The organism is Streptomyces sp. NPDC047886 (assembly GCF_043204435.1).
In the GTDB taxonomy this organism is placed as follows: domain Bacteria; phylum Actinomycetota; class Actinomycetes; order Streptomycetales; family Streptomycetaceae; genus Streptomyces.
Window position 1 is genome coordinate 233,136 of sequence record NZ_JBIDCF010000006.1, and the last position, 26,865, is coordinate 260,000.

Consider the following 26,865-nt stretch of genomic DNA (forward strand, 5'->3'; position numbering starts at 1 on the left):
GTGCATCTCGGTCAGAGGGAATGCGTTCCCGAGCCCCCCGCGCGCCGCTGTCGACCCCGAGGATTCTTCGTTACTTGTGAAGTGGACCCGGAATCCGGGAGCCGCGGCACCCGTTGAGGAATGTACAGGTCAGTAGTTGGGTAACCCACCAGCTGTCGCAGGGCCGGGGCGCGGCGGGAGAACGATCCTGTGGCCGACCCCGGGGAAGTGGCGGACAGGACCCTCCGGACCTGTCGGTAATGGCCGATCGGCTGGCGAAGCAAGCGCACGGTACGGCGAGACCCGGTGAGAGATGGGGGAGGAATGTCCATGTCGTCTCTGCGTTCTGATGCACGGATTTCTGCGGGTGCGACCTTCCTGGACTATGGAGTCGCCACCGCCACACGTCTCCTCGACGACGCGGGCATCGATGCCCGACAGGGCGTGGCGGTTCTGCGGAGGATGCTCTCACCATGGGGGGAGAGGCAGATCGCGAATCATCCGGAGTGGCACTCGGATGTGTGCGCCGACGGTTCGCCCATCGAGTTCTCCGCGGCCTTCTCGGATGGCAGCGTCCATGTTCGCGTACTGGTGGAGGCCCTTCCGGACGAGCCGAGCACATTGGCCGCACAGAAGGCGGCACTGGAGCTGACGCAGGGGCTGATCGAGGATTTCGGTGCCGTCGGCAGCCGGCTGGCGGCGATATCGGATCTGTTCCTGCCGAACGAAGACCCGACCGGGTTCGCCATGATGCATGCCGTCGTCTTCAGCCCGACCGGCGAGCCTGAATTCAAGGTCTATCTGAACCCGAACGCCAATGACGGTATGACCCGCTCCGAGCGGACGCGCGAGGCGATGGACCGCCTGGGGTTCGGTGGCGCGTGGGACGCGGTGACCGCATACGCCCGCCGGGGATTCGACCTCGACAGGATCGTCTATTTCGGCCTCGACTTGAGTGACCGGCCGGACTCGCGCGTGAAGGTCTACTTCCGGCACTACGACATCACCCCGGAGGAGCTCGACGCCGGTATGGAGATATCCGCCCATCACGAGCCCGGTCTCCTTGGCCGGGTCTGCCGTCAACTGACTGGAAAAGCCGGTGAGATAACCGACCAGCCGTTGGTCAGCAATCTGACGTTCACGGATTCCGGCGGGCAGGCACCCGTATCCGCCACGGCGTACGTTCCGCTGTGGCTGTATGCGGAGAGCGACACAACAATACGGGACCGCATCAGTTCGGTCATGGCCGATATCGGACTGCCCAGTGACTGCTATCGGTCACTGCTGAACCATACGGCCAGACGCCCGCTGTCGGACGGGCGGGGGATTCACACGTACGCATCCGTGCGTGTGCAGCGCGGCCGTCCCCGTATGACCACGTACTGGTCCTCGGAACTGTACGACCGATACCCGCCGGCCCGCTATCAGAGGGGCTGATCACCATGTCGCTCCCTGACGTGACCGGATCGCTGTTCGCCGACTCGCGGATCCGGCCAGCCCTTCTGCGTGGCCGGTCACCCGTCCGATGGGGTGCCTACCCGCCCGGCGTCATCCCGCTGACGGCGGCCGAGCCGGACTTCCCCGGGCCCCAGGCGGTCACGGACGCCATGACGGCGTTCCTCGCCGACGGCTACTTCACCTATGCGCCGCCCGAGGGCTTCGGCGAACTCCGGGAAACGTTCTCGGAAGTGGCGAAGGACCGTTATGGGATCGACGCGAGCCCCGATCGTGTCGTGTTGACCTCCGGCACCTCGGCAGCGCTCTGGGGCGTGGTGCGTATGCTCTGCCGGGAAGGCGACGAATGCGTACTGCTGGACCCCGTTGATCTGTTGTTCGGTCAAGCCATCGATGCCGCGGGGGCCCGGCGGGTGTATTGCCCGATGGACAAGACCACGGGACAGCTCGACCCGGATCGACTCGCCTCTCTGATATCGCCCCGCACAGCCCTGATCTGTCTGTGCAATCCGCACAACCCTCTGGGCACGGTCTTCACCGAGGAGACACTGCGCACAGTGGCGGAGATGGCGGCTGCGCGAGGTATACCGATCCTCTCCGACGAGGTCTGGAACGAGATCGTGTACCCGCCCGCCGTACATGTCGCCATGGCGGGCATGGAGACCGCGAACAGGGCGAGGATCTACACGGTGAACGGTCTCTCCAAGACGTTCGCCTTGCCCGGTCTGAGAATCGGCTGTGTGATCGCCCCCAGCACACGGGAGGCGATCGATCTCCAGCTCACGTTCGAGCGTCTCGGTGCGGCATACAGCCTGACACCTTTCGCTCAGATCGGTGCTCTGGCCGCGCTGCGTGACGGCTGGCCCTGGCGAGACGCTTTCCTGGAACACCTGCGGGAGATGCGGGACTACACGGTGGAACGGCTGAACGCGATGCCGGGAATATCCTGCGGCCGTCCGGACGGAACCTACGTCCTGTTCCCCGACGTGACGGCCACCGGCCTCGGCAGTCAAGCGATGACCGACCTCCTTCTGAAGGAAGCCCGCGTGGCAGTTGTGGCGGGTACGAACGAATGGTTCGGCCCGGGGGCCGAAGGCGGTATCCGCATCAGCTACGCCACTTCCCGGGGGATGATGAAGGAGGCACTGGATCGCATCGAAAGGGCCGTCGAAACCCTTGCGACCCTGCACGGCTGAACGGGCGCCGACACCTCGGGAAAGGTGCCGACGCCCGCTGCGACCGATCCGGTGCGCCGAATTCCGGTGCGACCGGATTCCTGCGCCACCGGATCCGGGTGCGACCGGATTATCGCCCTCGCATCCATGCCTTCAGCGAGTCCCACCACGGTGTGCGCGCCCCGGGAACCTGGGCCGCCGGCGATGGAGCGGGCGGCTCGGCACCGGCGCTCGATCCGCTGTCCGTGACGTCCTGGAGGAGACGCTCAGCCTCCGTGTCCATGTCCACCGGATCGGCGGGCGGAGCCGGAGCCTCGGCCCGGCGCGGGCTGAACGTCACCGGGAGGCTGGCCAGATGGCGCGTCATCCAGCCCGACTTCCAGCGCAGCTCCTCCTCCGGCACGGCCAGACTCAGATCAGGCAGCCTCGTCAGCAGCGTGTCGATCGCGGTGTCGGCGATGGCACGGCCGATGTCCTGACCGGGGCACTCCTGCGGGCCGCTGCTGAAGGCGAGATGGGAACGGTTTCCGTGCAGGGAGACCGTGGGGTCGGGCCGTACGGCCGGGTCGTGGTTCCCCGCCGCCAGACCGAGCAGCAGCATGTCCCCCGCCTCGACCTTCTGACCGCCGACCTCCGTGTCCACGGCGGCCCAGCGACCGGGGATGGTCATGAGGGGCGGCTCGTTCCACAGCACCTGCTCCACCACGTCGGGCAGGGTCATCTGACCGCCTGCCAGGGAGGCGTGGCAGCGGGGATCGGTCAGCACCATCCGCAGTGTGCTCTTCAGCAGGTTGACCGTGGTCTCGTTGGCGGCGATGAGGATGACCCGCAGGTGGTTCCACACCTCCTCGTCGGTCAGCGAGGAGGAGTGTTCGATCAGCCAGGACGTGATGTCGTGGCCGGGGTTTCCCCGCTTGCGCCGCACGAGCTGCTGCAGCGTCTCCACGATGAACTCGTTGCTGGCCACCGACGTCTCGGTGCCCGCCACCATGTCCCGGCTGGCTTCGACCAGGCGCGGACCGTACTCGTCGGGCATGCCCAGCAGCTGGGTCATGACGAGCATGGGCAGATGTTCCGAGAACTCGGTGACCAGGTCCGTCTGGCCCCGTTCGGCGAAGCCGTCGATCAGCTGGTGGGTGAAGCGGGTGATGTGGCGTCGAATGCCACGCCGGTTGAAGCGTTCCAGACTGTCGGTGACCGCCAGGCGGAGCCGGTCGCGTTCCGCGCCGTCCAGGAACAGACAGACCGGCTGCCAGGCGATCATCGGGAGCAGGGGGGAGTCCAGCGGGACCTTGCCCTCCCTGAACCAGCGCCACGTGCGCGAGTCGCGGCTGAACCGGGAGGGCGTACCGGCGACTTCGAGGATCTCGCGGTAGCCGAGGACGAGCCAGGCCGGAAGGTCGCCGTCCAGCAGGACGGGCGCCACAGGGCCGTGTTTGGCCCGCAGCCGCTCGTACAGGCCCATGGGGTCCGCGGCCGCCTCGGGCCCGAGCAGCCGTGCCAACCCGTCGGTGTTCCCGAATCTGGCGTGCGCCGGACACTCCGGAGGCGGCTCGGACGCGGACGTGGTGCGGGGCTGGTGGGACGAAGAGGCGGTCACCGGTGCTCCGGGGTCGTCGTGGTGAGGGTGTGCAGATAGCGCATGAGCGTGAGAAGGGTGTCGCGACTGGAGGCGCGGTCGCGGGCGTCGCAATCGATCACGGGTACGGCATCGGGGATGTCCATGGCCGCTCGGAGGTCGGACACGGGGTACGCGGGGGCGTCCGGGAAGGCGTTGATGGCGACGACGAACGGCACCCCGCGTTCCTCGAGCCGGCCCATCACGTCGAAGCTGTCCTCCAGCCGCCGGGTGTCGATCAGGACCACCGCGCCGAGCGCGCCTTCGAAGAGGCCGTTCCACAGGAACCAGAAGCGCTGTTGTCCCGGGGTGCCGAACAGATACAGCACCAGTTCGGCACTGAGGGTGATCCGGCCGAAGTCCATCGCGACGGTGGTCTCGGTCTTGCGTTCGACCCCGGCGACATCGTCCACCCCGGCACTGGCCTGCGTCATGGTCTCTTCGGTGGTCAGCGGCCGGATCTCGCTGACAGATCCGACAAGGGTCGTCTTCCCGACCCCGAAGCCTCCGACGATCACCACCTTGACCGCGGTGGTCACCGAGGTGGGCAGGGTGTCTTCGCTCCGCGGACCGACGACGGGTTCAGAGATTTTGCAGTCCATGCATCACCGCCTCCAAAAGTTCGACATCGGGCAACGAAGCGGTCGGGATCGGTGCCCGCGCCTCGACGTGGCCGCTCCCCAGCAGATCGGCGAGCAGTACCGTGATCACACTGACCGGCAGGTGGAGATATGCGGAGATCTCGGCCACGGACAGCGGGTAGTCGCATATGCGGATGATGGCGGCGTGTTCGGGCTGCAGGTTCGAACTGGGCTCCCTCCGGGTCACGATGAGCGTGACCATGTCCAGGGGGGCTTGCTCGGCGGGGTGGCTCCGGCCGGATGTGATGACGTAGAGCCGTTCGGGACCGCCCTCTTCCCAGGACCGGTGCTGTCCCTGTTTGGGGTTGCTCATGAAACCTGCCGGTCGGACCGCGGCGGGCTGGTCAGGTGCTGACCGATCCTGGCGACCAGGTCCCGCATGCGCTGTCCCATGAGCCCGGCGTCCACGTCGTCATCGGCCAGCACCGCCAGATACGCTCCCGCGCCGGCCGCCATCAGATAGAAGAAGCCGCCGTTGATCTCGATGACCACGAGCTTCATCCGCCCGTCGCCGTGCGGGAACTCGGCGGCGATGGCCCCGGACAGGCTCTGCAGCCCGGCACAGGCGGCGGCGAGGCGATCAGCGGTGTCCTCGTCCGTACCGTACTGCGCCATACACAAACCGTCTGAGGACAGCACCACGACATTCCGGGTCTGCGGAACACTGGATGCCAAGCCCTCGAGCATCCAGTCCATATTGAGCCGCTGCTGTGTTACCACTTACTTACTCATCCTTACCTAATGGCTCAGTTACTGCTCGGACTCTTCATCAGTCAGGCCATGGGGACGATGGGCCGGGGACTCGGCTCGCGGCTCGCCGGAGATGCCCTCGTGGAAGGCGGCAAGCCACATACCGGCCTGTGGGGGTGCGTCCGCCGACGCCCGGGACCTGGAGTCGGCGGCGGTGGAGGGAGTGGGCTTCGACCGCATGGTCGGAGTCACGGCGCGCGTACGGCGCCTGCGCTGCGGCAGCCCGTTGGCGCCGCGCGAAACGGCGGCGGACACCGGCTCCTCGATGGGAAGCGGGGGGCGGGGGCCCGGGCTCATGGCGTGCCGGGGCGGCGGGAGGCTGGCGGCCTTGGCCAGGGCGCCACCGGGAGCCGGGGTCGCGGTGAGCAGGTCCGGCGGGACGATCAGGACGACGCGTACGCCGCCGTAGGCGGAGACACGCAGCGAGACCTTGAAGTTGTGCGTGTGGGCCAGTCGGCCGACCACCGCGAGGCCGAGTCGTGGTGACTCACCCAGGTCGTCGAGGTCCAGCCCGCTGGAGGCGTGCTGCGCCAGGGACCGTTCGGCGCGAATGCGGGCCTCGTCGGTCAGGCCGAACCCGGCGTCCTCGATCTCGACGGCCACACCGGACTGGACCTCGGTCGCGGTCAGATGGACCCGCGTCTGGGGCGGTGAGTAGCGGGTGGCGTTGTCCAGCAGCTCCGACACGGCGTGGATCAGCGGTTCGACCGCGCGTCCCAGAACGCCGACCTCGGCGACGGAGTGGAGATCGACGCGCTGGTAGTCGGTGATCCGTGACATGGCGCCGCGCAGCACGTTGAAGAGCGGGATGTTCTTCTGCCACTGACGGCCGGGCCGTGCCCCACCGAGTACGGCGATGCTGTCGGCGAGCCGGCCGATCAGCGCGGTGCGGTGATCGAGGTGCAGCAGATCCCCGAACACCTCGGGGTCCTGACCGTGGCGGTCCTCCATCTCCCGGATTTCCTGGGCCTGTTGGTGAACGATGGCCTGGACCCGTCGGGCGATGTTGACGAAGGCCCGCTGGGCGGAGTCACGCAGGTCTTCCTCGGCCTCCACGGCCTGGAGGACGTAGCGCAGCACCGCCTGGTGCGCGGCTTCGAACCGGGGGCTGACGCGGGACACGTGGACGATGCTGCGCAGCACCTCCTCCGCCGGGGCGCCCTGCTGCAGCCGGGCCATGGCCGTAGGCAGGAGCTCCTTGGCCATGCGTACGGTTTCGGTCTCCTGCTCGGCCAGCTGCCGGTGCAGGGCCGCCTCTCTCTCGGTGTACTGCCCGCGCAGTTCTTCGATCGTGTGTGCCCGGCGCGCCGCCTCCCGGGCTGCGACGGCCACCGCCGCCGTCGCGATGACGCCGATCCAGGCGACGTGGGCACGGGCCATCGGGGGCGTCAACCACAGGGCCGCCGCCGTGCAGACGGCCAGTAGTAGGGGTGGCAACAGCCACAGGGGGCTGGAGACGGGCCCCGGCCTTCCGGGTGACGAACCAGCACGAACCATCGGCATCCTCAGAGCACTCTTGGAAGGAATAGGGCGTCATATACGGCATGTACGGCGCCGGCGAAAGGCAGCGTCATCACGGTCGACGACCGTCGGGTCACGCTCGCCAACGCCTGGCCGCAGCGCATTCCGAGTCGGCGTTCCACACGCACGCGGCTGGGTTTCAGTACGCCCGAGCCGTTGTGCGCCGGGCGGCACCACGAAAGCCAGCGGCGACCTGGTGTAATCGTCGCAACTCGCTGTGCGACAGCGAGCATAGCGGGGTCGGAAACGTTCTGTGGCCCGAGTGCATATAACACATGAATGTACTCATGTGCGAAAAAGAAGGAACGTTAAATCTGTCTACTCGGTCAAATTCGCTCATGCGGTGATCCGCTCCGCAGGCGGCGGAAAACGCGGCTGACCTGCGGAGACGTGCGCGGTCGCAGGCCGGTGCGGGGTCGACTGTCTGTGTCGGCCGCGTGGCGATGTGGGGCGCGGTGACCGGTCGACGGGGCGGTGCCCGCGCGCGTCCCGCAGGGATCCGCGCCGGAATCCCTGAATACGGGAAGGTGCGGCAATCATCCTCGGGGTATGTCGCCGCCTTGAATGACGGAATACCCGCGAGATTGATCAGAATCGGTTAAGCGGCCGCGTTCTCCGGATCAATGGTGAAGAATGCCCGGCCCTCGTCCCGGCGGTCCGGTAAGAGCGACGGTCGAATGCCCGCCGTCCGGTCCACCGGGATCACGCTCCGCCCCCTCCAGGCGCCACAAGCCGTCATGGCGTCAACGATGTTGGGCCGAACAGGTGACGGGCTCCGCCCCACCAGCTCCGTTCCGGGGGCGTGCGGCACCCCCGTGCGCCGGTCGGCGGCGCCTAGGCTTCCACCGTGAACGACACGACACAGCGCATACGGATCAGACCGGGCGGCCCGGCCGACGTACCGGCGATCCTGGACATGCTCGACTCCGCGGTGGCCTGGATGAACGACCGAGGCAACACCGAGCAGTGGGGAACGACCCCGTACTCGCGGCAGCCCGGCGGGGTCGCGCGAGTCGAGAAGTACACGACCGAGAACGCCCCGTACATCGCGGAGTCGCACGGAACACCCGTCGGGGCCCTGGTGCTGGACTCCGGGCCCAGCCCGCGGATGCCGATCCCGCCGGCCGGTGAACCCGAGCGGTACGTCCGGCTGCTGGTGTCCCACCGGCGGTACGCCGGTCAGGGCGTCGGGGCGGCGCTGCTGGCCCACGCCGCCGACGAGACCCGGCGGGCCGGCGTGAACCTCTTGCGGGTCGACTGCTGGGCGGGCGGCGGTGGCGAACTCGTCGCGTACTACGAGCGCAACGGCTTCACGCCCACCGTCCGCTTCCTGTCCGACTCCTGGCCCGGGCAGGTGCTCGAGCGACGGGTCGGCTGACCTTGTTGCGTACGCTCGCCTCGTCGTCGTGACAGGGGTCGGCGAGTGGACGGCACGCATCCTGGAGGACAGCAGGAGGGGCCGGCCGGGCGTGCGACTCGTTGGGTATGGGAACTGCCCTTGACCTGCATAAACGCAGGCAGGGAGCAGAGATCCGGGAGTACCTCGGTGCTGCGCGCGCAGCCGGACTCCACCGCGGTGGCCCTCCGCGTGACCTGCTGCGTCGTGATCACGTGCGCCCGCGAGCGGGGCTGGTACCGGGTCTGCAGGGCGCCGGTCGCCGTGCCAGCTGGGGTCCTGCGTGGGTAGGCACTGGGTGAGATGTCAGGGGAAGGGGCGGGCGGCCGCCCGACCCGTACGTACACAGGGGACCCCGTATCCGCCATGCCGCCGCCACCCAGCAGCGATACTGGATGCATGGACACGACGATCAGCGCCGCCCGCGCCGAGGTGCTGCGGGATCGCTACCGCAGCCGACTGCCCGAGCGCTTGCACGAGCTGGACGGCCCTGTCGAGGGCAACGTGGACCTGCCGCTCCACATCGTCTGGTCCGGGCGGACGAGCTACAGCCTGGACCGTCCGAAGTCCCGCATGACGCTCTACCGGACCGTCCTCGCCGAGGGACTGGGTGAGGACCTGGTGGCCCTCCTGCACCACCGGCTGCTCATCGAGCAGTGGCCCGTGCTGCGGCGCTTGATCAGTCCCTACATCCGCGAGGTCTGGGAGGACGCCTTCCCAGAGCTGCTCCGCACCGCTCTCGCCGACACGACCGCCGCGTGAAGCTCACTCCGCTCCACGAGCGTCTCCTTGCCGACATCCTCGACCTCGGCTCCCCCTATCCTCTGGTCCTCACCGGGGGATACGCCGTGCAGGCCCACGGCCTGGTCGAACGCTTCAGCCGGGACCTCGACGTCGCCACCGAGAATCCCGCTCCGATGCAGGAGATCGTCGCCTCACTCACAGCAGGTCTCAGCGCGCGCGGATGGCGGACCGCGCACGTGCAGACCGATCCGCTCAGCGGCCGGTTCCTCGTCACCGATCCGGACACCGGCGAGGAGTGCGAGGTCGATGTCCTCAAGGAGGCGTTCTGGGCTCCGCCCGCCCAGACCCCCTACGGCCCCGTTCTTTCCCTCGACGACGTGATCGGCACCAAGGTCCGTGCCCTCGCCGACCGCGGCACCGTCCGCGACCTCATCGACGTCCAGGCCGCCTCCCGACACCGCTCCACCGCAGACCTCGAATCCCTGGGCCGCCGTCGCGCCCACGACGAGTTCAGCCTCGAAGACCTCCGGGACCGGCTGATCGGCGCGGACTGGTACGAGGACGAGGATTACACCGCGTACGGGTTCACCGCCCGGCAGATCGAAGAACTCAAGGCGTGGGCGCTGGAGTGGGCGGAGGATCTGGGTGCGCGAATCCATGACGAGAACGCCTGACAGGCGCTCATCGCGCCCATCCCCTCTACCGGCGTTGCAACGAAGAGGACGCGGTGTAGCCAGCAGGTTCCAACTCGCAGCCGTCCACGGTGGGTGGCTGCCCTGCGCGGAATCAGCACATGGGTATCGGGGATCTCCGTGCCGCAGCGTGGTTCGAACCGTTCCTGAACGTCCAAGCGCGGGACCCCCACCGCGGGTTCCGCCGCTGACTTGCGGGCAGTACCGCAGCCGAGGCCGCCCAGACGGCCAGGCTCGCGCGGCGGACCCGGAAGGAGTACGTGGTGCCCTCGGGTCCGCCCTAGCGGCTCCACCCGATGGACGTGTCACATCTGCTCGGCGAACGCACCGAGACTATCGATCTTGCACCCGCAGCCCAGCACGCCTCATTGCCGATGCACGGGCTGCCAGGGATCCGCTTGTCGTCCGACTCGGTCCACCGACCAGTGCACATGCTCGGTCAGTCCTGTTCGCTGCACATCGTGCTTGATGCCGTGAGCCTTGGCGTATTCGTCCAGATCGTCGATCATGAGAAAGGCGGCTGGCTCACTCCCCGGGCCATACGGCGTACACCGTGGACTCGCCGGCCACTGCCCCCTCGTACGCCGCTCGGTCACTGCCGTGGGTGACTCTGCCGTCCTTCGGGGAGGGTGAGCGAGGCCATGCGCTGCATCGCCCGCGCCTCCACCGTCACTGAGAGTCGAGGCCCACGCTTCTGGCCGTCAGGTGGTTTGGTCGTCCGCCCAGAGGCCGTCCGGACGGACCTGTCGTCTCAGAGGCGCGTCAGCGAGACGAGTATGCGAAGGGTTCCTCGTTCTGCCCGGGCAGCAGTCGCAGGGCGAAGACGGAGCCGTCGGCGTGGACGGAGACGGGGCCGCCCCAGTTGTTGTCGAAGGTGAGGCGGGGACGGACGCCGCGGCTCGCGTGGACAAGGACGCGGTACTCCTCGACGTCGCCTCTGGCGAGATGTCGGAAGACTTCCTTGTCTACGCCGGAGAACGCCTCGACGCGGGGGCCGTTGAGGCGGAAGACGTGGTCGGTGCCGACGTACTCGTTGCCGAATAGGGTGTGGGCAGCGTCCTGGATGCTCATGCTGGCCGCGTGTTCGAGGCCGGTGAAGCGTTTCCGGCCCTGCCGATCGGTCAGGTGGCGGGCGGTGGCGTGGCCGGAGCCGGTGAAGGCCATGAGGCCCGCCGCGGTGGTATGGGCCAGAGACTCCTGGAACCAGGCGTAGTCCTTCGGCTGCACGTGGCAGCCCCGTACGGGCTCCGGTGCCACCAGGCCCTCGGCGGGCGGGTGGATGTCCGGCATCACGTTCGCCTGGAACGGCGGGGCGTTCCGGTTCGCTTCCCGGCCCTCTGCCGGGGACAGCCGACCACCACTGCCCGGTGCCTGGAGGGCGTGGACGGTCATCGTGCCGCCGTCCGTCGGGAGCTGGGTGCTGAACAGCAGGCTGGGGGGTCTCGTTCCACGCGCCGATGTGGACCGCTTCGGCGTGGGCCGAGGCGGAGGCCAGTTGCTCGGCGGAGGTGGCGGAGTCGCTGTGGTTGCCCTTGCAGGCGAGGGGGATGGCAAGGGACGGCTCGCCCGGCCGCCAGACCTCGGCGAAGTACTGGGGACGACAGCGATACTTCACCTTATCGCCCTTGTCCCTGCTGGTGAGGGCCCAGCCCGCGCGTAACGCCGTGTCGGCGGGGACGATCGTCACCGAATGGTCGGGGAAACGGCTGCGCAGCATGTGCTCGGTGAGCGTGAGCGCGAAGCCGATGCCGAGCTCACCGGACTGCAGCGACTTGTAGTGGTCCGCGATGCGGTGGCCTTCGTCGGTGAGGCCGAGGAAGGAGTCACGACCGCCGGCCAGGGCTTGGGTGTACTTGAGTGCGCCCCAGTGTTCTGCCAGCCCCCGGCCAGCACCACGCCACGACAGGGCAGTGCCCCGGGCGAGGGTGTGGAGCACGTCCCAGAGGGTCACTTCGAACTGCCGGGGCAGCTCCGTCGGCAGGATCGGGACGAGGGCGGGCTTCCGACGGAGCGGCTCGTCCTCATTCTCCTTGCGCTTCTCGTCGTCCGCCGCGATGGCGGCCTTCACCTTCCCGACGAGCGCGTCGTCGGAGTGGACGGAGACGTTCGAGGGCTGGGTCAGGTCCTGGAGCACTTCCTCGGTCGGCTTCAACAGCTCTCCTTCACGGTGCGCGAGGGCGGTTCGCCATCGGCTGGACCGTACGAAAGGAAGGAGCGGTGCACGCAAGTGCGCAGGGGCGCGTGACCTGGCCTTCGGCCCGGGCGGGCCGGTGTCGGCGCCTTGGCCGCACCTCGCTCGCGAGTTCCGTGCTCCGAGGGGCCTTGGGCGGGCGGCAGGCAGCGAGTCGGCTTCCGGGGCGGTCGAGCGCCGACCGCCGATGGCCGAAGGGACCGTGTTCCACGAACCAGAGCGATGTCGTTGCCCGCAGGTCGGTGCGGGGAGGCACGTCGTCCGTGTGCAGAGTGATCTCCCGCATATCTCACGGCTCATCAGGAGAGTCGGCATCCGGCCAGCATGAGTCGCCGGGCTTCCCGGAGGATTGCCTGAACAGGCGCCGGTGCGGTGCGAAAGCCCAGGCGTGAAGCCGTCTCGCCCGAGCGGAGCGATGTTCCTCACAATCCTCGGCCGGCGTGTCCCGGTGTACAGTCGAGACCGCCCTTGACCTGCACAAAGCAGGCAGGGAGCCGTCAAACAGGAGTCCAAAGTGCTGCGTACTCTGTTCAAGTCCAAGATCCACCGGGCTACGGTCACCCAGGCCGATCTGCACTACGTGGGTTCGGTCACCGTCGACGCCGACCTCATGGAGGCGGCCGACCTCCTGCCGGGCGAGCTCGTGCACATCGTCGACATCGACAACGGCGCCCGCCTGGAGACCTATGTCATCGAGGGCGAGCGGGGCTCCGGCGTCATCGGCATCAACGGCGCCGCCGCCCACCTCGTGCACCCCGGTGACCTGGTCATCCTGATCAGCTACGCCCAGGTCGATGACGCCGAGGCGCGTGCATTCGTCCCGAAGGTCGTCCACGTCGACGCCGCGAACCGGATCGTGGAGCTCGGATCGGACGCCTCCGCGCCGGTGCCGGGCAGCGACACCGCGCGCGGCCCGCACGCCGTGCCGTCGCCGCGAGCCTGACCGGGCGGGCGAGGGGCCAGGGAACGAGGGGCGTATGGCGACGGGGCTCGCCTCTCCGGGCGACCGGTCGGCGGACCGGCCGGAGGCGTACCGGGGCGGCCGGTGCGCCGGAGTGACCGTCTGTTCCCCGTCGGCACCGGCCGGGTCCCTCGCCGCCGCCCGGGAGCGGCTCCCTGCCTCACCCGAGCGGTGGTGACCCGCCCGATGGCGCCGGATCCGGTCCTGGCCCTCCTGCACACCTCGCCCGTGCACGTCCCGGTCTTCGACGCGCTGCGTGACGAAGACCACCCGGGGCTCGTCCTGCGGCACGCCGTGGACGAGTCGCTCCTCGACCGGGCACGCGCGCACGGCCCCGAGTCCGTCGCGGGGGCCGTGGAAGCGGCGGTGGCCGCGCAGGTCGCCGCCGGCGCGAACGCCGTCCTGTGCACCTGCTCGACCATCGGCGCCCTCGCCGAGCTCACCGCCCAGGGCGTCCCCGTCCTCCGGGTGGACCGCCCGATGGCCTCGGCGGCCGCCACGTGGCAGCGTGTCGTGGTCGTCGCCTCGGTGGAGAGCACCGTGGGCCCCACGGTCCGGCTCATCCGCGAGGAGGCGGCGCCCCGCGTACCCGAGGTCCGCGCCCTTCTCGTGGAGGACGCCTGGGCGCTGTTCGAGGCGGGGGAGCGGGAGCGCTACCTCGCGACGGTCGCGGCGGCCGTCGACGGGGTCCACGACGCCGACGTGATCGTGCTGGCGCAGGCGTCCATGGCGGACGCCGCCGGTCTCGCACGGACCGCCGTCCCGGTGCTCTCCAGCCCCCGGCCGGGCCTCGCGGCCGCCGCGCGGGCGGCGGGAATGAACCCGGCGCACAGGGGAACGCGCAGCGGGAGACCCCGAGCCCGGCGGGATCCGCCGGACGCACCCTAGGGCCGACCCCACCGAGGGGACCGTCATGACCGAGCCGCACCCTCACCCCGTACCGCCCCCGCCGACGCCCGGCCCGGAGCCGTCACCCGCTCCCGGACCCGAACCGGGCCCGGCCCCCGGCCCCGTACCGACGCCACCGCCCCCGGCGCCCACGCCCCCCACGCCTCCCCCCACCCCGCCGCCTCCGACGCCGCCCGTCCCGCCTCCGCCGCCGGATCCGGTGCCCAAGCCGCCGGGGCCCGACCCCGTGCCCGAGCCGCAGCCTCCGCCCACGCCCCTGAGCCGCGGTGCCGGCCCACGCCCCTGAGCCGTAGCCCCCGCTCCCGCCCTGAGCCGTAGGTCCACGCTTCCGCCCCGCCCTGAGCCGCAGCCCCCGCCACCCGACCGCGTTCCTGGGCTGAGCGGCGCCGCGCGGGGGCGTCCGGGCGGGCGCGGCGCCGCGTGCGCCCGTGCGATTCCCTGCGCCCTGTGACCCGCCCTCGTCCATGGGATAGACCGGACGCGGGCGGGACGCCCCCGGCCCCTTCAACTGCCGTGCCGCACGCGCCCCTTGCGCCTTGCGCGCCCCCTTGTCACGGCCTGTCGCACCCCTCTAGCTTGGGCGGCTGCTGACCGTGTGCAAGGGGGGACCACCCATGGCCGTACGGGGACGACACCGCCGGTACCAGCCGAGCCGTATCAACCGGGCATCGCTCACCGTCACCGTGAGCGGTGCCGGCATGGTGCTGCCTCTCATGGGCGCGGGCAGCGCCCACGCGGCGTCGGTGGACGTCTGGGAGAAGGTGGCCGCCTGCGAGTCCAGTAACAAGTGGAAGACCAACACCGGCAACGGCTATTACGGCGGGCTCCAGTTCAGCCAGTCGACATGGCAGGCGTACGGCGGCACGCGCTACGCGCCGCGCGCCGACCTCGCCACCCGGGACCAGCAGATAGCCATCGCCGAGAAGGTGCTCAAGGGGCAGGGGCCGCGGGCCTGGCCCACCTGTTCGGTGAGGGCCGGTCTCTCGCGGGGCGGCGACGCGCCCGACATCGCGCCCGGGACCTCCCGCAAGGACCGGAAGTCCGGCCGGGACGGGTCGTCGGACACGACGCGGCCTTCCGGTACGAGCTCCAAGCCCACCACGCCCACCACGGTGCCGAACCAGCGCCGTGAGAGCTACACGGTGGCGCGCGGCGACTCGCTGTCCGGCATCGCCGAGGCCGAACGCGTCCGGGGCGGCTGGCAGCGGCTGTACGCCGAGAACCGGGGCGTGATCGGCACCGACCCGGACCTCATCCTGCCCGGCCAGAAACTGACCTTCCGTACGTCACCGGGCACGCCGGGAACGAAGCCGGCCGTGAAGCCGGGCAAGAAGCCGGTCGCCAAGCCCGCGGCGCAGCCGAAGCCGGCCGCCAAGGCCAAGCCCCCGGCCGCCGCCCGGCCGAAGCCGGCCACCCCGCCGAAGCCCGCGACCGGCGTCACGCCCAAGCCCGGGCAGAAGCCGGCGGTCAAGCCGGTCACCGCGCAGCCCCGGCAGGTGTCCGCCCGGCGCAGCGCCGAGCTGAGCGCCCCGGTCGACGCGAGCCCCGGCACCGCCTACCGCACGGCCGGCTCGGGCTGGTCCGCCGGTTACCACACGGGCGTCGACTTCCCGGTGCCCACCGGCACGTCGGTGAAGGCCGTCGGATCCGGGCGGGTCGTCTCGGCGGGCTGGGCCGGCGCCTACGGCTACCAGGTCGTCATCCGGCACGACGACGGCAAGTACAGCCAGTACGCGCATCTGTCGGCCCTCACGGTGCGCGAGGGCCAGCGGGTGGGCGCGGGCCAGCGGATCGCCCGTTCAGGGTCCACCGGCAACAGCACCGGACCGCACCTTCACTTCGAGGTGCGCACCGGGCCGGGGTACGGCTCCGACATCGACCCGCTCGCCTACCTGCGGTCGGGTGGCGTCCGACTGTGACACGGCGGGCCGTGCCGTGGTCGGCTCCGCCACGGCGGGTTCCGGCACGGCGGGGCGGGCGGACGACGCCGTCGTGAGGACGATGAGTCCGCCCGCCGCCAGTACGCCGCAGCCGACCGCCAGGACCGTGCCGGTCACGCCGTACCGGAGCTGTTCACCGAAGAGCGCGAGCCCGGCGGCCGCGGCCACCACCGGGTTCACGACGGTGACCGTCGCCAGGGGCGCGGCGAGGCCCGCGCCCCGGTAGGACGCCTGCGACAGCAGCAGCCCGGCGACGGCGAAGACGGCGATCGCCGGCAGGGCCGGCCAGGCCCGCAGCGGGGCGTCCGGGGCCCACTCCACCGCGACGACCTTGGTGAACACCGACGCGGTCCCGAAAGCGACCCCGCCGGCGGCGGCCAGGAGCACGCTCCCGGTCACCGTACGCCGCGCACCGGCCGCCACCGATCGCCGCGCGCCTCCCGCCACCCGCCGCCGCCCGTCGGCCGCCGCCCTCCGCCGTACGCCCCGCGCCGACACGAAGAGCGCCGCCATCGCGCCGAGGGAGACCGCGGCGAGCAGCGGCCCTACGCCGCCGCCCAGCGACCGCGCGCCCGGCGGGCCGACGAGCGCCAGCAGCCCGGCGAGGCCCGCCGTCGCCATGACCGCGCCCCGCCACGCGGTCGCGCCCGCCCGCCGCCCCACGAACATTGCCGCCATCGGCAGGGCGAACACGATCGTCAGGGCCCCGAGCGGCTGCACCAGACTGAGCGGCCCGTACGCCAGCGCGGCCACGTGCAGCAGCGCCCCGAGGCTGTTGAGCAGCACGGCCACCCACCAGGCCCGGTCGCTCAGCGGCGCGTAGGGGCGCGCGGTGCCGGACGCCGACACGGCGACGCGTTCCTGCACGATCGCCCCGGCCGCGTACGCGATCGCGGAGACCACGGACAGCAGCACGGACGTCGCGAGCGGGCTCATGTCTCCACGATGGCCCCTGGGATCGTGCACGACATCGTCCCTGAGCAGGCACTCGTCGGTACTGCGGTCGTAGTACGGGAGTACGGCGTCACGGGGGTGCGTGGCCGTGCCGACGGCGACCCGCCGGTACCGTGAACCCGTCGTGAGGCGAGGAGGACAGCCGGTGGATCTGGACGAGGCCGCGTCGATCGGGGGCTTCTTCGCGCTGCGCGCGGCCGCGCCCGCGGACACGTCCGCAGATACGTCCGCGTCCGCGAGCGCGACCCACCGGCCGCTCGCCGAGGTGTACGCCGGCGACCACGCGCCCCTGGCGGACCGCGTCGCCCGGGTCGGCGCCCGGCTGCGCACCGACGAGTTCCGGGTGGCCGCGTCCATCGCCCACCTCGGGCTGGCCGCCCGGCTCTGGTCGGTCGCGCTCGGGCCCGCCGCGCTGTACGGCGAGTTCCCGGACGTCACCCCCGGCACGCTGCGCTGGGACGGCGCCCGCACCTCGCCCGACGACCTGTGGTGGACGGGCGCCCGGACCCGGCCCGGTACCGCCGACGCGATCCGCGAGACCGTGCAGTACGGCCACCTCGTCCCGCTCGCCGAGGCGCTGCGCGCGGCCGGGCCGGTCTCGCCCCGGCTGCTGTGGGGCAACGCGGGCTCCGCGCTCGCCGGCGCCCTTCGGGAACTCACGCGGTGGGCCCGCCGCGAGGGGCGCCCCCAGGTGGCCGAGCGGGCGGCCGAGCTCACCACCGCCCTGTTCGCGCACCCGGACCTCGCCGGGACCGTCCACGGCCGGGCGCTGCGCCGCCGCACCTGCTGCCTGTACTACCGCTGTCCGGGCGGCGGCCTGTGCGGCGACTGCGTCTTCGACCGGCCGCCGAGCCCGCCCGGCGGCCGGTCCGGTTTGGCGGCCGAGTACTCCGCTCCGTAAAGTTCACCCTTTGACACGTGGCATACGAGTGATCGAGGAACGGCAGCGGCCATGACGGTGACAGAAGAGAACCAGGCGTACGGGCCGGGAATCGACCCCGAGCGCCTGGCCGTCTGCCTGAGCGTCCTCGAGGAGCTCGACAAGCTGGACGTCGACCACCCGGACGCGATCGCCGTGCGGCGCGCCACCGCGGGGATCTACCGGACGGTCAAGCAGCGCCGCCGCCAGGAGCGCCGGGCCGCCAAGACCGCCCACGACCGGGCGGTCACGGAGGCGACCGCGACCGGCTCGGCCGAGCGGATCGACGACGAGACGCAGGGGCTGCTGCCCAGCTCCTCCGCCGCCGGAGAGATCGCGGGCATACTCCAGCGCCCCCGGTCCTGCTACATCTGCAAGAGCAGGTACGTCGAGGTCGACGCCTTCTACCACCAGCTGTGCCGGGACTGCGCCACCGAGAACCGGTCCCGGCGGGACGCCCGCACGGACCTCACCGGCCGGCGGGCGCTGCTCACCGGCGGCCGCGCCAAGATCGGCATGTACATCGCGCTGCGCCTGCTGCGCGACGGCGCCCACACCACCATCACGACCCGGTTCCCGAACGACGCGATCCGCCGTTTCAAGGCGATGCCGGACAGCGACGAGTGGATCCACCGGCTGAAGATCGTCGGTATCGATCTGCGTGACCCGGCCCAGGTCGTGGCACTCGCCGACTCGGTCGCCGCCGAAGGCCCGCTGGACATCCTGATCAACAACGCGGCGCAGACCGTGCGCCGCTCCCCGCAGGCCTACCGGGAACTGGTCGCCGCCGAGTCGGCGCCGCTGCCGAAGGGCGAACTGCCGCCCGCCCAGGTCATCGGCGCGTTCAACAGCGGCGCCGTGGAGACGATGGCCGCCCTGCCGTCGGCCCGTGGCGGTGACGCGCTCACCGCGCAGGACGTCACCGAGCTCGCGCTCGTCAGCGGTTCGGCGTCGCTGGAGCGGATCGCGGCGGGCACCGCGATCGACGCGGGCGGTCTCGTACCCGATCTGCACGACACCAACAGCTGGATCCAGACCGTTTCCGAGGTCGACCCGGTCGAGCTGCTGGAGGTCCAGCTCTGCAACTCGACCGCGCCGTTCATCCTGATCAGCCGGCTGCGCCCGGCGATGGCCGCAGCTGCGGCCCGCCGGAAGTACGTGGTCAACGTCTCCGCGATGGAGGGTGTCTTCAGCCGGGGCTACAAGGGGGCGGGGCACCCGCACACCAACATGGCCAAGGCCGCGCTGAACATGCTGACGCGCACCAGCGCGCAGGAGCTGTTCGAGAGCGACGGCATCCTGATGACGGCCGTCGACACCGGGTGGATCACCGACGAGCGCCCCCACCCGGACAAGATGCGGCTCGCGGAGGCCGGCTTCCACGCGCCCCTCGACCTGGTCGACGGCGCTGCCCGGGTGTACGACCCGATCGTGCGCGGCGAGAGTGGCGAGGACCTGTACGGCTGCTTCCTGAAGGACTACGCGCCCGGCAAGTGGTAGCTGGCGAGGGCTCGGCTACCGGAGCGGTCCGGTGGCCGAGCCCGTCGTACCTCCCGTCCGTACCGCGCGCCGCTCCAGCCGTCGTGTCTCCCGTCCCTACCACGCGCCGCTCCAGCCGCCGTGTCTCCCGTCCGTACCGCGCGCCGCTCCAGCCGCCGTGCCTCCCGTGCGGACCGTCCGCCGGGCCTCCCGTCCGGCTTCCGGCCGGATCAGACTGGCCGGAACCCGATGGTGTGACGCGTTCCATCGAGCGGGGTCGTGCTCATTTGGTTAGTCTTAGGCGAACGGTCGGCTGACGGGACCCACGAACTCCCTCGGGCCGGCCCAGGGACTGGCCTGTCACCAAGGCCGCGGTCCCGCCCGATTACCGGCGCCACCGCGACCGAACGGCAGCATGTCCTCATTGGTTCGCGACACGAAGGAGTGCGCGGTGACACCCGAATCGACGCAGCAGGAACAGCGACCGGCGGAACCCGGCGACAGGTCCCACAGGTCCGACGAGCTCGGCAGCCTGGAGGTGTGGGCGCGCTCGGCCCCCATCCGGCTCGCGGGCTACGAGGACGACCTCGCCGAACCGCACATTCTGCCCAGCGTGGACTGAGCGTTCCGCCGCTCCGCCCGTCGGCACGGCCGTCCGGTCGGTCGGCCAGGGCCGTTGTCCGTGCGCTCCGCCTTCGCCGTGTGCCCCCGCCCCGCCCGGGTGGGGGCACACGGTTGTCCGGGCACGGGAGGAGCCCGGAGTACCGGGAAACGAGCGGTGGTGAGGGCCGAACGTCATCGGCATCCGCTCGGCCCACCTCACCGCCGCCGCACGGTATCGGAGGCGCGACCGCCGCCACCACCTCTCCCCAAGGCTTCACCGGTCCGCCCCGTCGGTGGCGGCGAGGCGGGTCGGCGGCATGAACTCCCGTACGTAGGTGCGGTGCCACCAGGCGCCCGTGGACCGCAACTCCCGCCAGGTCGTGTACCGGTAGCGGTACAGCCGGGCGCGGATCCTTACCGGCGGCGCGTCCGGGAAGGGGTTGTGGCGCAGCAGCCGCAGCGTGTCCCGGTCGCCCTCCAGGAGCCGTTCCACGAACGGCCCGAACCAGGAGCCCGCGTAGGCGGGGGAGAGCGCCGCGAACCACATCATCCAGTCGAGCCGCAGGTGGTACGGGGCGAACTGGCGCGGCAGCCTGCGCACATCGCCCGGTTTGCCCTTGAACTCATACTCCCGCCACACCGTTCCCTCGTGTACCACGGGGTCGCTCGTGCCCTCGATGACGATCTCGTGCCGGACCCGGCCGATCGAGCCGAACGCGCCATAGGTGTTCACCAGGTGCAGCGGGTCGAACGACCGGTTCATCGCCTGGTGGCGGGAGAGCAGATTGCGGGCCGGGCGCACGCTGAGGGCCAGCACGAGCACGGTCAGGGCGATCACCAGGATGCCGAACCACAGCGGCGGCTCGGGCAGCGACGGCGCGTCCGCGACCAGGGTGCCGTCCAGGGCCGACAGGGCGAGGACGACGGTCAGCCAGTTCAGCCAGGCGAAGTTGCCGGACAGGATCAGCCACAGCTGGGTGAGGATGACCAGCGCCGCCGCCACGCTCGCCACCGGCTGCGGGGTGAACAGGAGTACCGGGACCACGAGCTGCGTCACATGGTTGGCCGCCACCTCGACCCGGTGCAGGGGGCGCGGCAGGTGGTGGAAGAACCAGCTCAGCGGGCCGGGCATCGGCTGGGTCTCGTGGTGGTAGTACAGGCAGGTCAGATCCCGCCAGCACCGGTCGCCGCGCATCTTGATCAGGCCGGCCCCGAACTCCACCCGGAACAGCAGCCAGCGCAGCAGCCACAGCACGAGGACGGGCGGGGCGGTGCGCTCATTGCCCAGGAAGACCGCGAGGAAGCCCGCCTCCAGCAGCAGCGACTCCCAGCCGAAGCCGTACCAGGTCTGCCCGACGTTGACGATCGACAGGTACAGGCCCCACAGCACGGCCCACATCAGCATGCAGACGGCGAGCGGCACCGCGTCCCCGGCGCCCGCGACCAGGGCGAGGGCCAGCGCCGCACCGGACCACGCACAGGACGCGAAGAACCGGTCGGAGTAGTGCAGGTGGAAGAGGCTGGGCGCCTGGCGCGCCGGTACCCGCCGCAGATACGCGGGGACCGGCAGCATGCCGCGTTCGCCGATCAGCGCGCGGAACTGGAGGGCGGCCGCCAGGAACGCGACCAGGTACACACCGGCCAGCGTCCGCTGGAAGACCAGGCGGCCCAGCCAGTAGTCGGACGAGGCGAACCATGCGAACCACTCCATCACCTCCAGTATCGGCCGTCGGCGAGTGCGCGCAGCGTCCGCCCGAGGCGGCGCGCGTACCAGCGCTGCAGCACGGGTACGAGCGGCCCGGCCGCCCGGGAGTACCAGCGCGCGGGCCTGCTGAACGCCGTCACCGTGAACCAGACGGCACCGTCCGGGTCCAGCTCCACGACGAACGACTCCTCCCCGCACTCGGGGTGCCCGGTGAGGGTGCCGTACGCGAAGCCCGTACGGTCCTCGTCGTACACGGTCCAGATGACCTCGCACGGGACGGCGTAGCCCACGGGGCCTATCCCCACGCCGACCTCCAGGCGCGTGCCGGGCGCCGCGCGGACCGCGTCCGCGAGGACCCTGGCGCCGGACTCGCGGTGCATCCGCCAGGTGGTGACGGCGGCGCCCGCGGCCACGAAGGCGTCACGGCCCCGGCCGATCCGGGTGCGGTGGCGCAGGTGGTGGTAGCCGTGCGGCAGGCGCGCCGCGGTGGCTCCCACCTCCGGGTAGGTCAGCCGGCGCGGACGCCGCTCGGCGGTGGGGCGGAGGTCGCGGATCGGTCGGCTCATGCCGGGTTCCCCTCGGTTCGCTCGGTGTGGAGGTGTCGGGTGCGAACGGGCTCGGTACGGGTGGCGCCGCTGCGGGTGTGCTCGATACGGCGCCACGCGAGCACCGCGCAGAGTGCGAAGCCAAGCGCGTTGGCCAGGCCGTGCGTGGCGGCCATCCAGGTCAGGTCCGGGTGGGGCAGGCCGGTCGCCTCGCCGACCGCCCAGCTGAGCGCCAGCAGCATGGACGCCACGAGGACCGCCGCCGAGACGGCGAGCAGGCCGCCGGTGAGCCGGTCGCGTGCCGCCGCCCTGGCGTCCCGCCAGGTGAGGAGGGCCACGGCCCACATGCCCGCGGTGAGGACGACGGCCCCGGCGAGTTCCGCCCAGTCGTCCACGAAGTAGCCGACGAGCACCAGCAGCGTGCCGAGCGGGACGCTCAGCGCGGCGAAGGTCCCCGCCGGGCGCCGTGTCGTACGGCAGACCAGTCCCGCCACGAGGGCGGCGGCGAACCCGGCGAAGTGGAAGTGCGGAACGGTCAGCTCCAGGATGTCCAGGCCGAAGCCGAAGAGCCGGTGCCCCCACCGCTCGGCCACCAGGGCGAGGGCCGCGACCGACGGGCTCACCAGCGCGGTCAGCGCCGCGATCTCGGCAGGCGCCAGGGACCGCGTACGGGCGAGCCGGCGGGCGGCGGTCGCCGCCAGCAGCACGGCCCCGGCCGCGTAGCACCCGGCGAGCGCGGTGGCGGCCGCGCCGCGCGGCAGCCACAGGGACACGGCGCCCGGTACGGCGAAGAGCGGCCAGAGCCTGCGTACGGTCACCGTTTCCGGGGAGTCCAGCAGGCCGAGGCCCAACGGCACGATCACCAGCATGCCGAGCACCACGATCAGATCGACCAGCGTCGACATGGTCCGCCCCCACCCTTATTGAACGCGTTCAAACTCTCTTGCGGTGAGCCTAGAGGGTGGACTTGAACGTGTTCAAGTCGGGGTGGGGGCCGGGTGGGGGCGGGGAGCGGGCCGGGTGTCGGCCGGGTGCGGCCTGGTGGGGGCCGTCCGCTTCTCCGGTTGCGGGGGAGCGGGGCATCCGGCAGATATGAAGGCGCGGGCAGGAGGCCCGGACATGAAGGCTCAGCGCGGCAGAGAGGCGGGACCCGGCGTGCGTCCACCCACACGATCGGCGGGCCGGTCACCGGCGGTGCGCCGTGCCAGGCGCGGAGCCCTCACCGCGACCGCCGCCGCCGGGCTGCTGCTCGCCGGATGCGCGGGCGGCGACGGTACGGGCGGCGCGCAGGGCACGCCGGCGGACTCCGGAGAGGTGCTCCTGCAGCCCGCGGCCGCCCCCGGCCCCGATCCGTTCACCGCGTCCACGGTCGTCGCCGTCCCCCGGTCCTCGACCCGGCCGGCGTCACCCGCGTCACCCACTTCACCCGTGTCGCCGACATCGTCCCCGGCGGTGCCTCCGCCCAGCGCGAGCCCGCGCGGGGTACGGACGGTCGACGGCGCCACCCCCGGGCTGTACGGCGGTACGCGGCTCATGGCCGACTGCGACGTGGAACGGCAGGCGCGCCTCCTCACCGGCGACACGGCCAAGGCGGGCGCCTTCGCCCAGGCGGCCGGGATCAACCCGGCCGACATCCGCGGCTGGCTGCGGGACCTCACCCCGGTGGTGCTGCGGGCCGACACCCGGGTGACCGGTCACGGCTACCGGGACGGCACGGCCACGCCCTTCCAGGCGGTGCTCCAGTCGGGCAGCGCCGTCCTCGTCGACCGGTACGGCGCGCCGCGCGTGCGCTGCGCCTGTGGAAACCCGCTGCGCTCGCCCGCCGACATCCAGGGGGCCGCGGTCTACCAGGGCGACCGCTGGGACGGCTTCCGGGCCGGCCGAGTCGTGGCCGTGGCCCCCACGCAGCAGGTCCTCGGCAGCCTGATCATCGTGAACGTCGCCGACGACACCTGGATCGAGCGGAAGACCGGGACGCGCGGGGAGCAGGACAAGCGGCCCGACGCGCCCCCGCCGTACGACCCGGGCGACCGCGATGTCGCCGACACCCCGGTGCCGGACGGCGTCCCGACGGGGCCGGCCGGGTCCGCGGGGCCCACCGCCCCGACGGCGGCCCCGCCCGGACCCCGGGGGAGCGGCGCCCTGCCGCGGCCGCAGGACGCGGGCGGCGCGTCCGTACCGGACACGTCTGCTCCGGAGGCCGACGGGCCCCCGGTCGCGCCGCCGGCTCCGGTCGCCCCGGACGTGCCCGCCGTGCCGGACGAGCCCTCCGTACCCGATGCGCCGGCCGTACCGGACGAGCCCGCCGTACCCGATGCGCCGGACGGGTCCGGCACGCAGGGGTGCTCCATGCCCGGGGACGACCCGGGGGTGCCCGACGGCGGGACGGAAGGCGGGGCGGACGGATGTTCCGGCTCCTCCGGCTCCCTCGGCGGATGACCGTTCACGGTGGCCGGACCGGCGGCTTGAATCATGACAAAAAGTCGATAAACCAGACAAATGATGGCAGAGTGGCCCCATGGTTGATCCGGCAGCGGATGCCCTGTCGCTCCCCGAGGACTGGCCCGCCCACCCGGATCTGAGGCTGTCCCTCAACCGCATGGGCAGCTTCGACTGGGACCTCGACGCCGGGCTGATGCACATGGACGAGGTCGCGCTCGACGTGTTCCAGGTGGACGCGGCCGAGTACGACGGGAGGCCGGAGAGCCTTGCCTCGCGCGTCCCGCCCAGCGAGTCCGTGCGTCTCGACGGCATGGTGGCCCAGGCCCTGAAGAACGGCAGCTCGCACTACGGGGCGTACTTCCGTATCCGCACCCGCGAAGGCGGGCTGCGCTGGACCCATACACAGGGCTTCATCCGCCGCGACGAGACCGGGCGCCCCCGGCGCATCATCGGCATCGTCCGCGACGCCACCCAGGAGCTGGCCGAGTCCACCGCCCGGATGGAGGTGGACGAGGAGCGCCGCCGCCAGACCAGCGTCGTGGAGTCCACCACCGCCGCCCTGGCCCACGCCCGTACCGTCCAGGACGTCATCGACGTGCTGAAGGACTCGCACGGCCTGGAGCACCTCGGTGCCACCAGCGTGGTCATGGGACTGCTGGAGGCCGGCCGCATCCATCTCGTCGCCGACGGACCCGAGGGCTCCTTCGTGCCCGGCACCCGCTACACCCGGGTGGACGAGGAGTACCCGATGAGCGAGGTGGTGCGCACCCTCTCACCGCGCTTCATCGAGTCGCCGGAGGACTTCGCCGGCTCGTACCCCGTCCTGTGGCCCCATATCAGCGGTCTCGGCATCACCTCGGCGGCGTATCTGCCGCTGATCGCCCAGGCCCGGCCGATCGGCGCGCTCGGCCTGCTCTACAGCGACAAGAACGGCTTCACGCCCGACGACCGCAACGTCCTCGTCGCGCTCGGCAGCAGCATCGGCCAGAGCCTCCAGCGCGCCATGCTCTTCGAGCAGGAGCACGACCTCGCCGAAGGGCTCCAGCAGGCGATGCTGCCCCGCCGGATCCCCGAGGTCCCCGGCGCGCAGATCGCCGTCCGCTACCGGTCGGCCCGGCTCGGCCGGGACATCGGCGGCGACTGGTACGACATCATCCCGCTGCCCGGCGGCCGGGTCGGCGCCGTCATCGGCGACGTACAGGGCCACGACACGCACGCGGCGGCCGTCATGGGCCAGCTGCGCATCGTCCTGCGCGCGTACGCGGCCGAGGGCCACACCCCGGCGACCGTGATGGCGCGGGCATCGGTCTTCCTGCACGAGCTCGACACCGACCGCTTCGCCACCTGCACCTACCTGGAGGCCGACCTCGCGACGGGCGTCGTCCAGGTGGTGCGCGCCGGGCACGTCGACCCGCTGCTCAGGGACGCCGACGGGGACTGCCGCCGGCTCCCCGTGCCGGGGGCGCTGCCGCTCGGCCTGTCCGCCGAGTTCGGCTCCCTCGACTACCCCGTCACCGTCCTGGAGCTGGACCCCGGCCAGACCCTGCTCCTGTACACCGACGGACTGGTCGAGCAGCCGGGGTCGGACCTGGACGAGGGCATGCAGTGGCTGACCGCGCTCGTCCGCAACGGGCCACGGGACCTCCACCTGCTCGCCGACCAGCTCTGCGACGTGGTGGACGAGCGCGGCGGCGACGACGACGTCGCGATCCTGCTGCTGCGCCGCAGGGGCGGCTTCGCGCCGCAGGCCGGCGGGCGACTCCAGCAGCACGTGGCGCAGAGCGACCCCGAGGCGCTGCGGGCGGCCCGGCACATGATCAGGGCGGCGGTACGGGCCTGGGGCGCACGCGAGCGGGCCGACGAGATCGAGCTCGTGGCCGACGAACTGATCACCAACGCGCTGCTGCACACCGACGGCGGGGCGATCGTCACCCTGCGGATGCTCACCGGTCACGAGCGGCGCCTCCGGGTGGAGGTCGAGGACCGCTCCAGCGTGCTCCCGCGCCGCAGGGACGCCGGGACGGACGGGGTCTCCGGCCGGGGACTGGTGCTGGTGGACCGGCTCGCGGAGGTGTGGGGCGTCGAGTCGCGCGGCAGCGGGAAGTGCGTCTGGTGCGAGTTCGCCATTCCGGAGCGCCCCGACATCTCATCGACATGAGTTGTTCACTGTCCGTGAACGGTCGGTGCTTGACCGTGAGCGACCGGAGGCGGTTGACTGCACACCACCCCCTCCGCCCGGTCCGCAC

Annotated in this window: 25 protein-coding genes; 14 read left to right on the forward strand and 11 right to left on the reverse strand. The window is 71.4% G+C overall.

What is annotated here, in order from left to right; translation table 11 throughout:
* Positions 1-309: 309 nt before the first annotated feature.
* Both ACGF5U_RS21565 and ACGF5U_RS21570 read left to right on the forward strand, forming a co-directional pair.
* The gene (locus tag ACGF5U_RS21565; RefSeq protein WP_392711558.1) at positions 310-1,416 is read left to right on the forward strand and encodes a tryptophan dimethylallyltransferase family protein; all 1,107 of its coding nucleotides are present in this window, start codon (positions 310-312) and stop codon (positions 1,414-1,416) included.
* A gap of 5 nt (positions 1,417-1,421) precedes the next feature.
* A complete protein-coding gene (locus ACGF5U_RS21570) occupies positions 1,422-2,630 on the forward strand; it encodes a pyridoxal phosphate-dependent aminotransferase (RefSeq protein WP_392818875.1) in 1,209 nt (402 codons plus the stop codon).
* Between the two features lie 109 nt (positions 2,631-2,739).
* Here ACGF5U_RS21570 and ACGF5U_RS21575 read toward each other — a convergent pair whose 3' ends face one another.
* The 5 genes from ACGF5U_RS21575 to ACGF5U_RS21595 form a co-directional block, all read right to left on the reverse strand.
* The gene (locus tag ACGF5U_RS21575) at positions 2,740-4,113 is read right to left on the reverse strand and encodes a cytochrome P450 (protein WP_392711560.1); all 1,374 of its coding nucleotides are present in this window, start codon (positions 4,111-4,113) and stop codon (positions 2,740-2,742) included.
* Between the two features lie 92 nt (positions 4,114-4,205).
* Positions 4,206-4,829, reverse strand: coding sequence for an ATP/GTP-binding protein (locus tag ACGF5U_RS21580; protein ID WP_392711561.1), 624 nt, complete (start codon positions 4,827-4,829; stop codon positions 4,206-4,208).
* Positions 4,810-5,181, reverse strand: a complete 372-nt coding sequence (locus ACGF5U_RS21585) for a DUF742 domain-containing protein (RefSeq protein ID WP_392711562.1) — start codon at positions 5,179-5,181, stop codon at positions 4,810-4,812. Before ACGF5U_RS21585 ends, ACGF5U_RS21580 begins: the two co-directional genes overlap by 20 nt.
* Positions 5,178-5,564 (reverse strand): roadblock/LC7 domain-containing protein, encoded by a 387-nt coding sequence (locus ACGF5U_RS21590; protein WP_392711915.1) that lies wholly within the window; start codon positions 5,562-5,564, stop codon positions 5,178-5,180. Before ACGF5U_RS21590 ends, ACGF5U_RS21585 begins: the two co-directional genes overlap by 4 nt.
* Before the next feature lie 54 nt (positions 5,565-5,618).
* Positions 5,619-6,998: an ATP-binding protein gene (locus ACGF5U_RS21595; protein WP_392711564.1), complete on the reverse strand. Its 1,380-nt coding sequence runs from the start codon at positions 6,996-6,998 to the stop codon at positions 5,619-5,621.
* A gap of 988 nt (positions 6,999-7,986) precedes the next feature.
* Here ACGF5U_RS21595 and ACGF5U_RS21600 point away from each other — a divergent pair.
* From ACGF5U_RS21600 to ACGF5U_RS21610, 3 genes are all read left to right on the forward strand, one after another.
* Positions 7,987-8,517 (forward strand): GNAT family N-acetyltransferase, encoded by a 531-nt coding sequence (locus tag ACGF5U_RS21600; RefSeq protein WP_392711565.1) that lies wholly within the window; start codon positions 7,987-7,989, stop codon positions 8,515-8,517.
* A 417-nt stretch (positions 8,518-8,934) separates the two neighbouring features.
* On the forward strand, positions 8,935-9,297 hold the full coding sequence (locus ACGF5U_RS21605) for a hypothetical protein (RefSeq protein ID WP_392711566.1): 363 nt from the start codon (positions 8,935-8,937) through the stop codon (positions 9,295-9,297).
* On the forward strand, positions 9,294-9,953 hold the full coding sequence (locus ACGF5U_RS21610; protein ID WP_392711568.1) for a nucleotidyl transferase AbiEii/AbiGii toxin family protein: 660 nt from the start codon (positions 9,294-9,296) through the stop codon (positions 9,951-9,953). Before ACGF5U_RS21605 ends, ACGF5U_RS21610 begins: the two co-directional genes overlap by 4 nt.
* Positions 9,954-10,336: 383 nt before the next feature.
* Here the strand turns inward: ACGF5U_RS21610 and ACGF5U_RS21615 are convergent, their stop codons facing one another.
* Complete coding sequence (locus ACGF5U_RS21615; protein ID WP_392711569.1) at positions 10,337-10,480, reverse strand: hypothetical protein; 144 nt, start codon at positions 10,478-10,480, stop codon at positions 10,337-10,339.
* A 253-nt stretch (positions 10,481-10,733) separates the two neighbouring features.
* Positions 10,734-11,363, reverse strand: a complete 630-nt coding sequence (locus ACGF5U_RS21620) for a hypothetical protein (RefSeq protein WP_392711570.1) — start codon at positions 11,361-11,363, stop codon at positions 10,734-10,736.
* Positions 11,364-11,661: 298 nt separating this feature from the next.
* Between ACGF5U_RS21620 and ACGF5U_RS21625 the strand changes: the two genes are divergently transcribed.
* From ACGF5U_RS21625 to ACGF5U_RS21640, 4 genes are all read left to right on the forward strand, one after another.
* Entirely contained in the window at positions 11,662-12,216 is a 555-nt protein-coding gene (locus tag ACGF5U_RS21625; protein ID WP_392711572.1) for a hypothetical protein, read from the forward strand.
* 460 nt (positions 12,217-12,676) lie between these two features.
* Positions 12,677-13,105 carry an aspartate 1-decarboxylase gene (gene panD / locus ACGF5U_RS21630; RefSeq protein WP_392711573.1) on the forward strand — a complete coding sequence of 143 codons (429 nt, stop codon included), beginning with the start codon at positions 12,677-12,679 and terminating at the stop codon, positions 13,103-13,105.
* A gap of 204 nt (positions 13,106-13,309) precedes the next feature.
* On the forward strand, positions 13,310-14,011 hold the full coding sequence (locus tag ACGF5U_RS21635) for an arylsulfatase (protein ID WP_392711575.1): 702 nt from the start codon (positions 13,310-13,312) through the stop codon (positions 14,009-14,011).
* Between the two features lie 635 nt (positions 14,012-14,646).
* The gene (locus tag ACGF5U_RS21640; protein WP_392711577.1) at positions 14,647-15,951 is read left to right on the forward strand and encodes a transglycosylase family protein; all 1,305 of its coding nucleotides are present in this window, start codon (positions 14,647-14,649) and stop codon (positions 15,949-15,951) included.
* Here the strand turns inward: ACGF5U_RS21640 and ACGF5U_RS21645 are convergent.
* Positions 15,832-16,908 (reverse strand): DMT family transporter, encoded by a 1,077-nt coding sequence (locus tag ACGF5U_RS21645; protein WP_392711579.1) that lies wholly within the window; start codon positions 16,906-16,908, stop codon positions 15,832-15,834. The genes ACGF5U_RS21640 and ACGF5U_RS21645 overlap by 120 nt on opposite strands.
* A 163-nt stretch (positions 16,909-17,071) precedes the next feature.
* On the opposite strand from ACGF5U_RS21645, the gene ACGF5U_RS21650 reads away from it, so the two are divergent.
* From ACGF5U_RS21650 to ACGF5U_RS21660, 3 genes are all read left to right on the forward strand, one after another.
* On the forward strand, positions 17,072-17,827 hold the full coding sequence (locus ACGF5U_RS21650) for a (2Fe-2S)-binding protein (RefSeq protein WP_392711580.1): 756 nt from the start codon (positions 17,072-17,074) through the stop codon (positions 17,825-17,827).
* Between the two features lie 51 nt (positions 17,828-17,878).
* Positions 17,879-19,345, forward strand: a complete 1,467-nt coding sequence (locus tag ACGF5U_RS21655; protein WP_392711582.1) for an SDR family NAD(P)-dependent oxidoreductase — start codon at positions 17,879-17,881, stop codon at positions 19,343-19,345.
* Positions 19,346-19,775: 430 nt separating this feature from the next.
* Positions 19,776-19,946: a hypothetical protein gene (locus ACGF5U_RS21660; RefSeq protein ID WP_392711583.1), complete on the forward strand. Its 171-nt coding sequence runs from the start codon at positions 19,776-19,778 to the stop codon at positions 19,944-19,946.
* 255 nt (positions 19,947-20,201) lie between these two features.
* Here the strand turns inward: ACGF5U_RS21660 and ACGF5U_RS21665 are convergent, their stop codons facing one another.
* Genes ACGF5U_RS21665 through ACGF5U_RS21675 form a run of 3 tightly spaced genes read right to left on the reverse strand, consistent with a single transcriptional unit; the run spans position 20,202 to position 23,082 of the window.
* Positions 20,202-21,638, reverse strand: coding sequence for a lipase maturation factor family protein (locus tag ACGF5U_RS21665; protein ID WP_392711584.1), 1,437 nt, complete (start codon positions 21,636-21,638; stop codon positions 20,202-20,204).
* Positions 21,638-22,198, reverse strand: a complete 561-nt coding sequence (locus ACGF5U_RS21670) for a DUF1990 family protein (RefSeq protein WP_392711585.1) — start codon at positions 22,196-22,198, stop codon at positions 21,638-21,640. The genes ACGF5U_RS21665 and ACGF5U_RS21670 overlap by 1 nt, the downstream gene beginning before the upstream one ends.
* A complete protein-coding gene (locus ACGF5U_RS21675) occupies positions 22,195-23,082 on the reverse strand; it encodes a YndJ family protein (protein ID WP_392711586.1) in 888 nt (295 codons plus the stop codon). The genes ACGF5U_RS21670 and ACGF5U_RS21675 overlap by 4 nt, the downstream gene beginning before the upstream one ends.
* A gap of 214 nt (positions 23,083-23,296) precedes the next feature.
* Here ACGF5U_RS21675 and ACGF5U_RS21680 point away from each other — a divergent pair, with 214 nt between their 5' ends.
* Both ACGF5U_RS21680 and ACGF5U_RS21685 read left to right on the forward strand, forming a co-directional pair.
* Positions 23,297-24,616, forward strand: coding sequence for a DUF6777 domain-containing protein (locus ACGF5U_RS21680; protein ID WP_392711587.1), 1,320 nt, complete (start codon positions 23,297-23,299; stop codon positions 24,614-24,616).
* Positions 24,617-24,695: 79 nt separating this feature from the next.
* A complete protein-coding gene (locus tag ACGF5U_RS21685) occupies positions 24,696-26,777 on the forward strand; it encodes a SpoIIE family protein phosphatase (RefSeq protein WP_392711589.1) in 2,082 nt (693 codons plus the stop codon).
* Positions 26,778-26,865 lie beyond the last annotated feature (88 nt).

Bases quoted from the DNA above. Each gene is read 5' to 3' on its own strand.
- ACGF5U_RS21615 (WP_392711569.1), bottom strand. From the start codon at position 10,480: ATGATCGACGATCTGGACGAATACGCCAAGGCTCACGGCATCAAGCAC.
- ACGF5U_RS21590 (WP_392711915.1), bottom strand. From the start codon at position 5,564: ATGGACTGGATGCTCGAGGGCTTGGCATCCAGTGTTCCGCAGACCCGG.
- ACGF5U_RS21585 (WP_392711562.1), bottom strand. From the start codon at position 5,181: ATGAGCAACCCCAAACAGGGACAGCACCGGTCCTGGGAAGAGGGCGGT.
- ACGF5U_RS21680 (WP_392711587.1), top strand. From the start codon at position 23,297: ATGAAGGCTCAGCGCGGCAGAGAGGCGGGACCCGGCGTGCGTCCACCC.
- ACGF5U_RS21580 (WP_392711561.1), bottom strand. From the start codon at position 4,829: ATGGACTGCAAAATCTCTGAACCCGTCGTCGGTCCGCGGAGCGAAGAC.
- ACGF5U_RS21645 (WP_392711579.1), bottom strand. From the start codon at position 16,908: ATGAGCCCGCTCGCGACGTCCGTGCTGCTGTCCGTGGTCTCCGCGATC.
- ACGF5U_RS21685 (WP_392711589.1), top strand. From the start codon at position 24,696: ATGGTTGATCCGGCAGCGGATGCCCTGTCGCTCCCCGAGGACTGGCCC.
- ACGF5U_RS21665 (WP_392711584.1), bottom strand. From the start codon at position 21,638: ATGGAGTGGTTCGCATGGTTCGCCTCGTCCGACTACTGGCTGGGCCGC.
- ACGF5U_RS21565 (WP_392711558.1), top strand. From the start codon at position 310: ATGTCGTCTCTGCGTTCTGATGCACGGATTTCTGCGGGTGCGACCTTC.
- ACGF5U_RS21655 (WP_392711582.1), top strand. From the start codon at position 17,879: ATGACGGTGACAGAAGAGAACCAGGCGTACGGGCCGGGAATCGACCCC.
- ACGF5U_RS21625 (WP_392711572.1), top strand. From the start codon at position 11,662: ATGGTCGGGGAAACGGCTGCGCAGCATGTGCTCGGTGAGCGTGAGCGC.
- ACGF5U_RS21620 (WP_392711570.1), bottom strand. From the start codon at position 11,363: ATGACCGTCCACGCCCTCCAGGCACCGGGCAGTGGTGGTCGGCTGTCC.
- ACGF5U_RS21635 (WP_392711575.1), top strand. From the start codon at position 13,310: ATGGCGCCGGATCCGGTCCTGGCCCTCCTGCACACCTCGCCCGTGCAC.
- ACGF5U_RS21605 (WP_392711566.1), top strand. From the start codon at position 8,935: ATGGACACGACGATCAGCGCCGCCCGCGCCGAGGTGCTGCGGGATCGC.
- ACGF5U_RS21640 (WP_392711577.1), top strand. From the start codon at position 14,647: ATGGCCGTACGGGGACGACACCGCCGGTACCAGCCGAGCCGTATCAAC.
- ACGF5U_RS21670 (WP_392711585.1), bottom strand. From the start codon at position 22,198: ATGAGCCGACCGATCCGCGACCTCCGCCCCACCGCCGAGCGGCGTCCG.
- ACGF5U_RS21570 (WP_392818875.1), top strand. From the start codon at position 1,422: ATGTCGCTCCCTGACGTGACCGGATCGCTGTTCGCCGACTCGCGGATC.
- ACGF5U_RS21675 (WP_392711586.1), bottom strand. From the start codon at position 23,082: ATGTCGACGCTGGTCGATCTGATCGTGGTGCTCGGCATGCTGGTGATC.
- ACGF5U_RS21595 (WP_392711564.1), bottom strand. From the start codon at position 6,998: ATGGCCCGTGCCCACGTCGCCTGGATCGGCGTCATCGCGACGGCGGCG.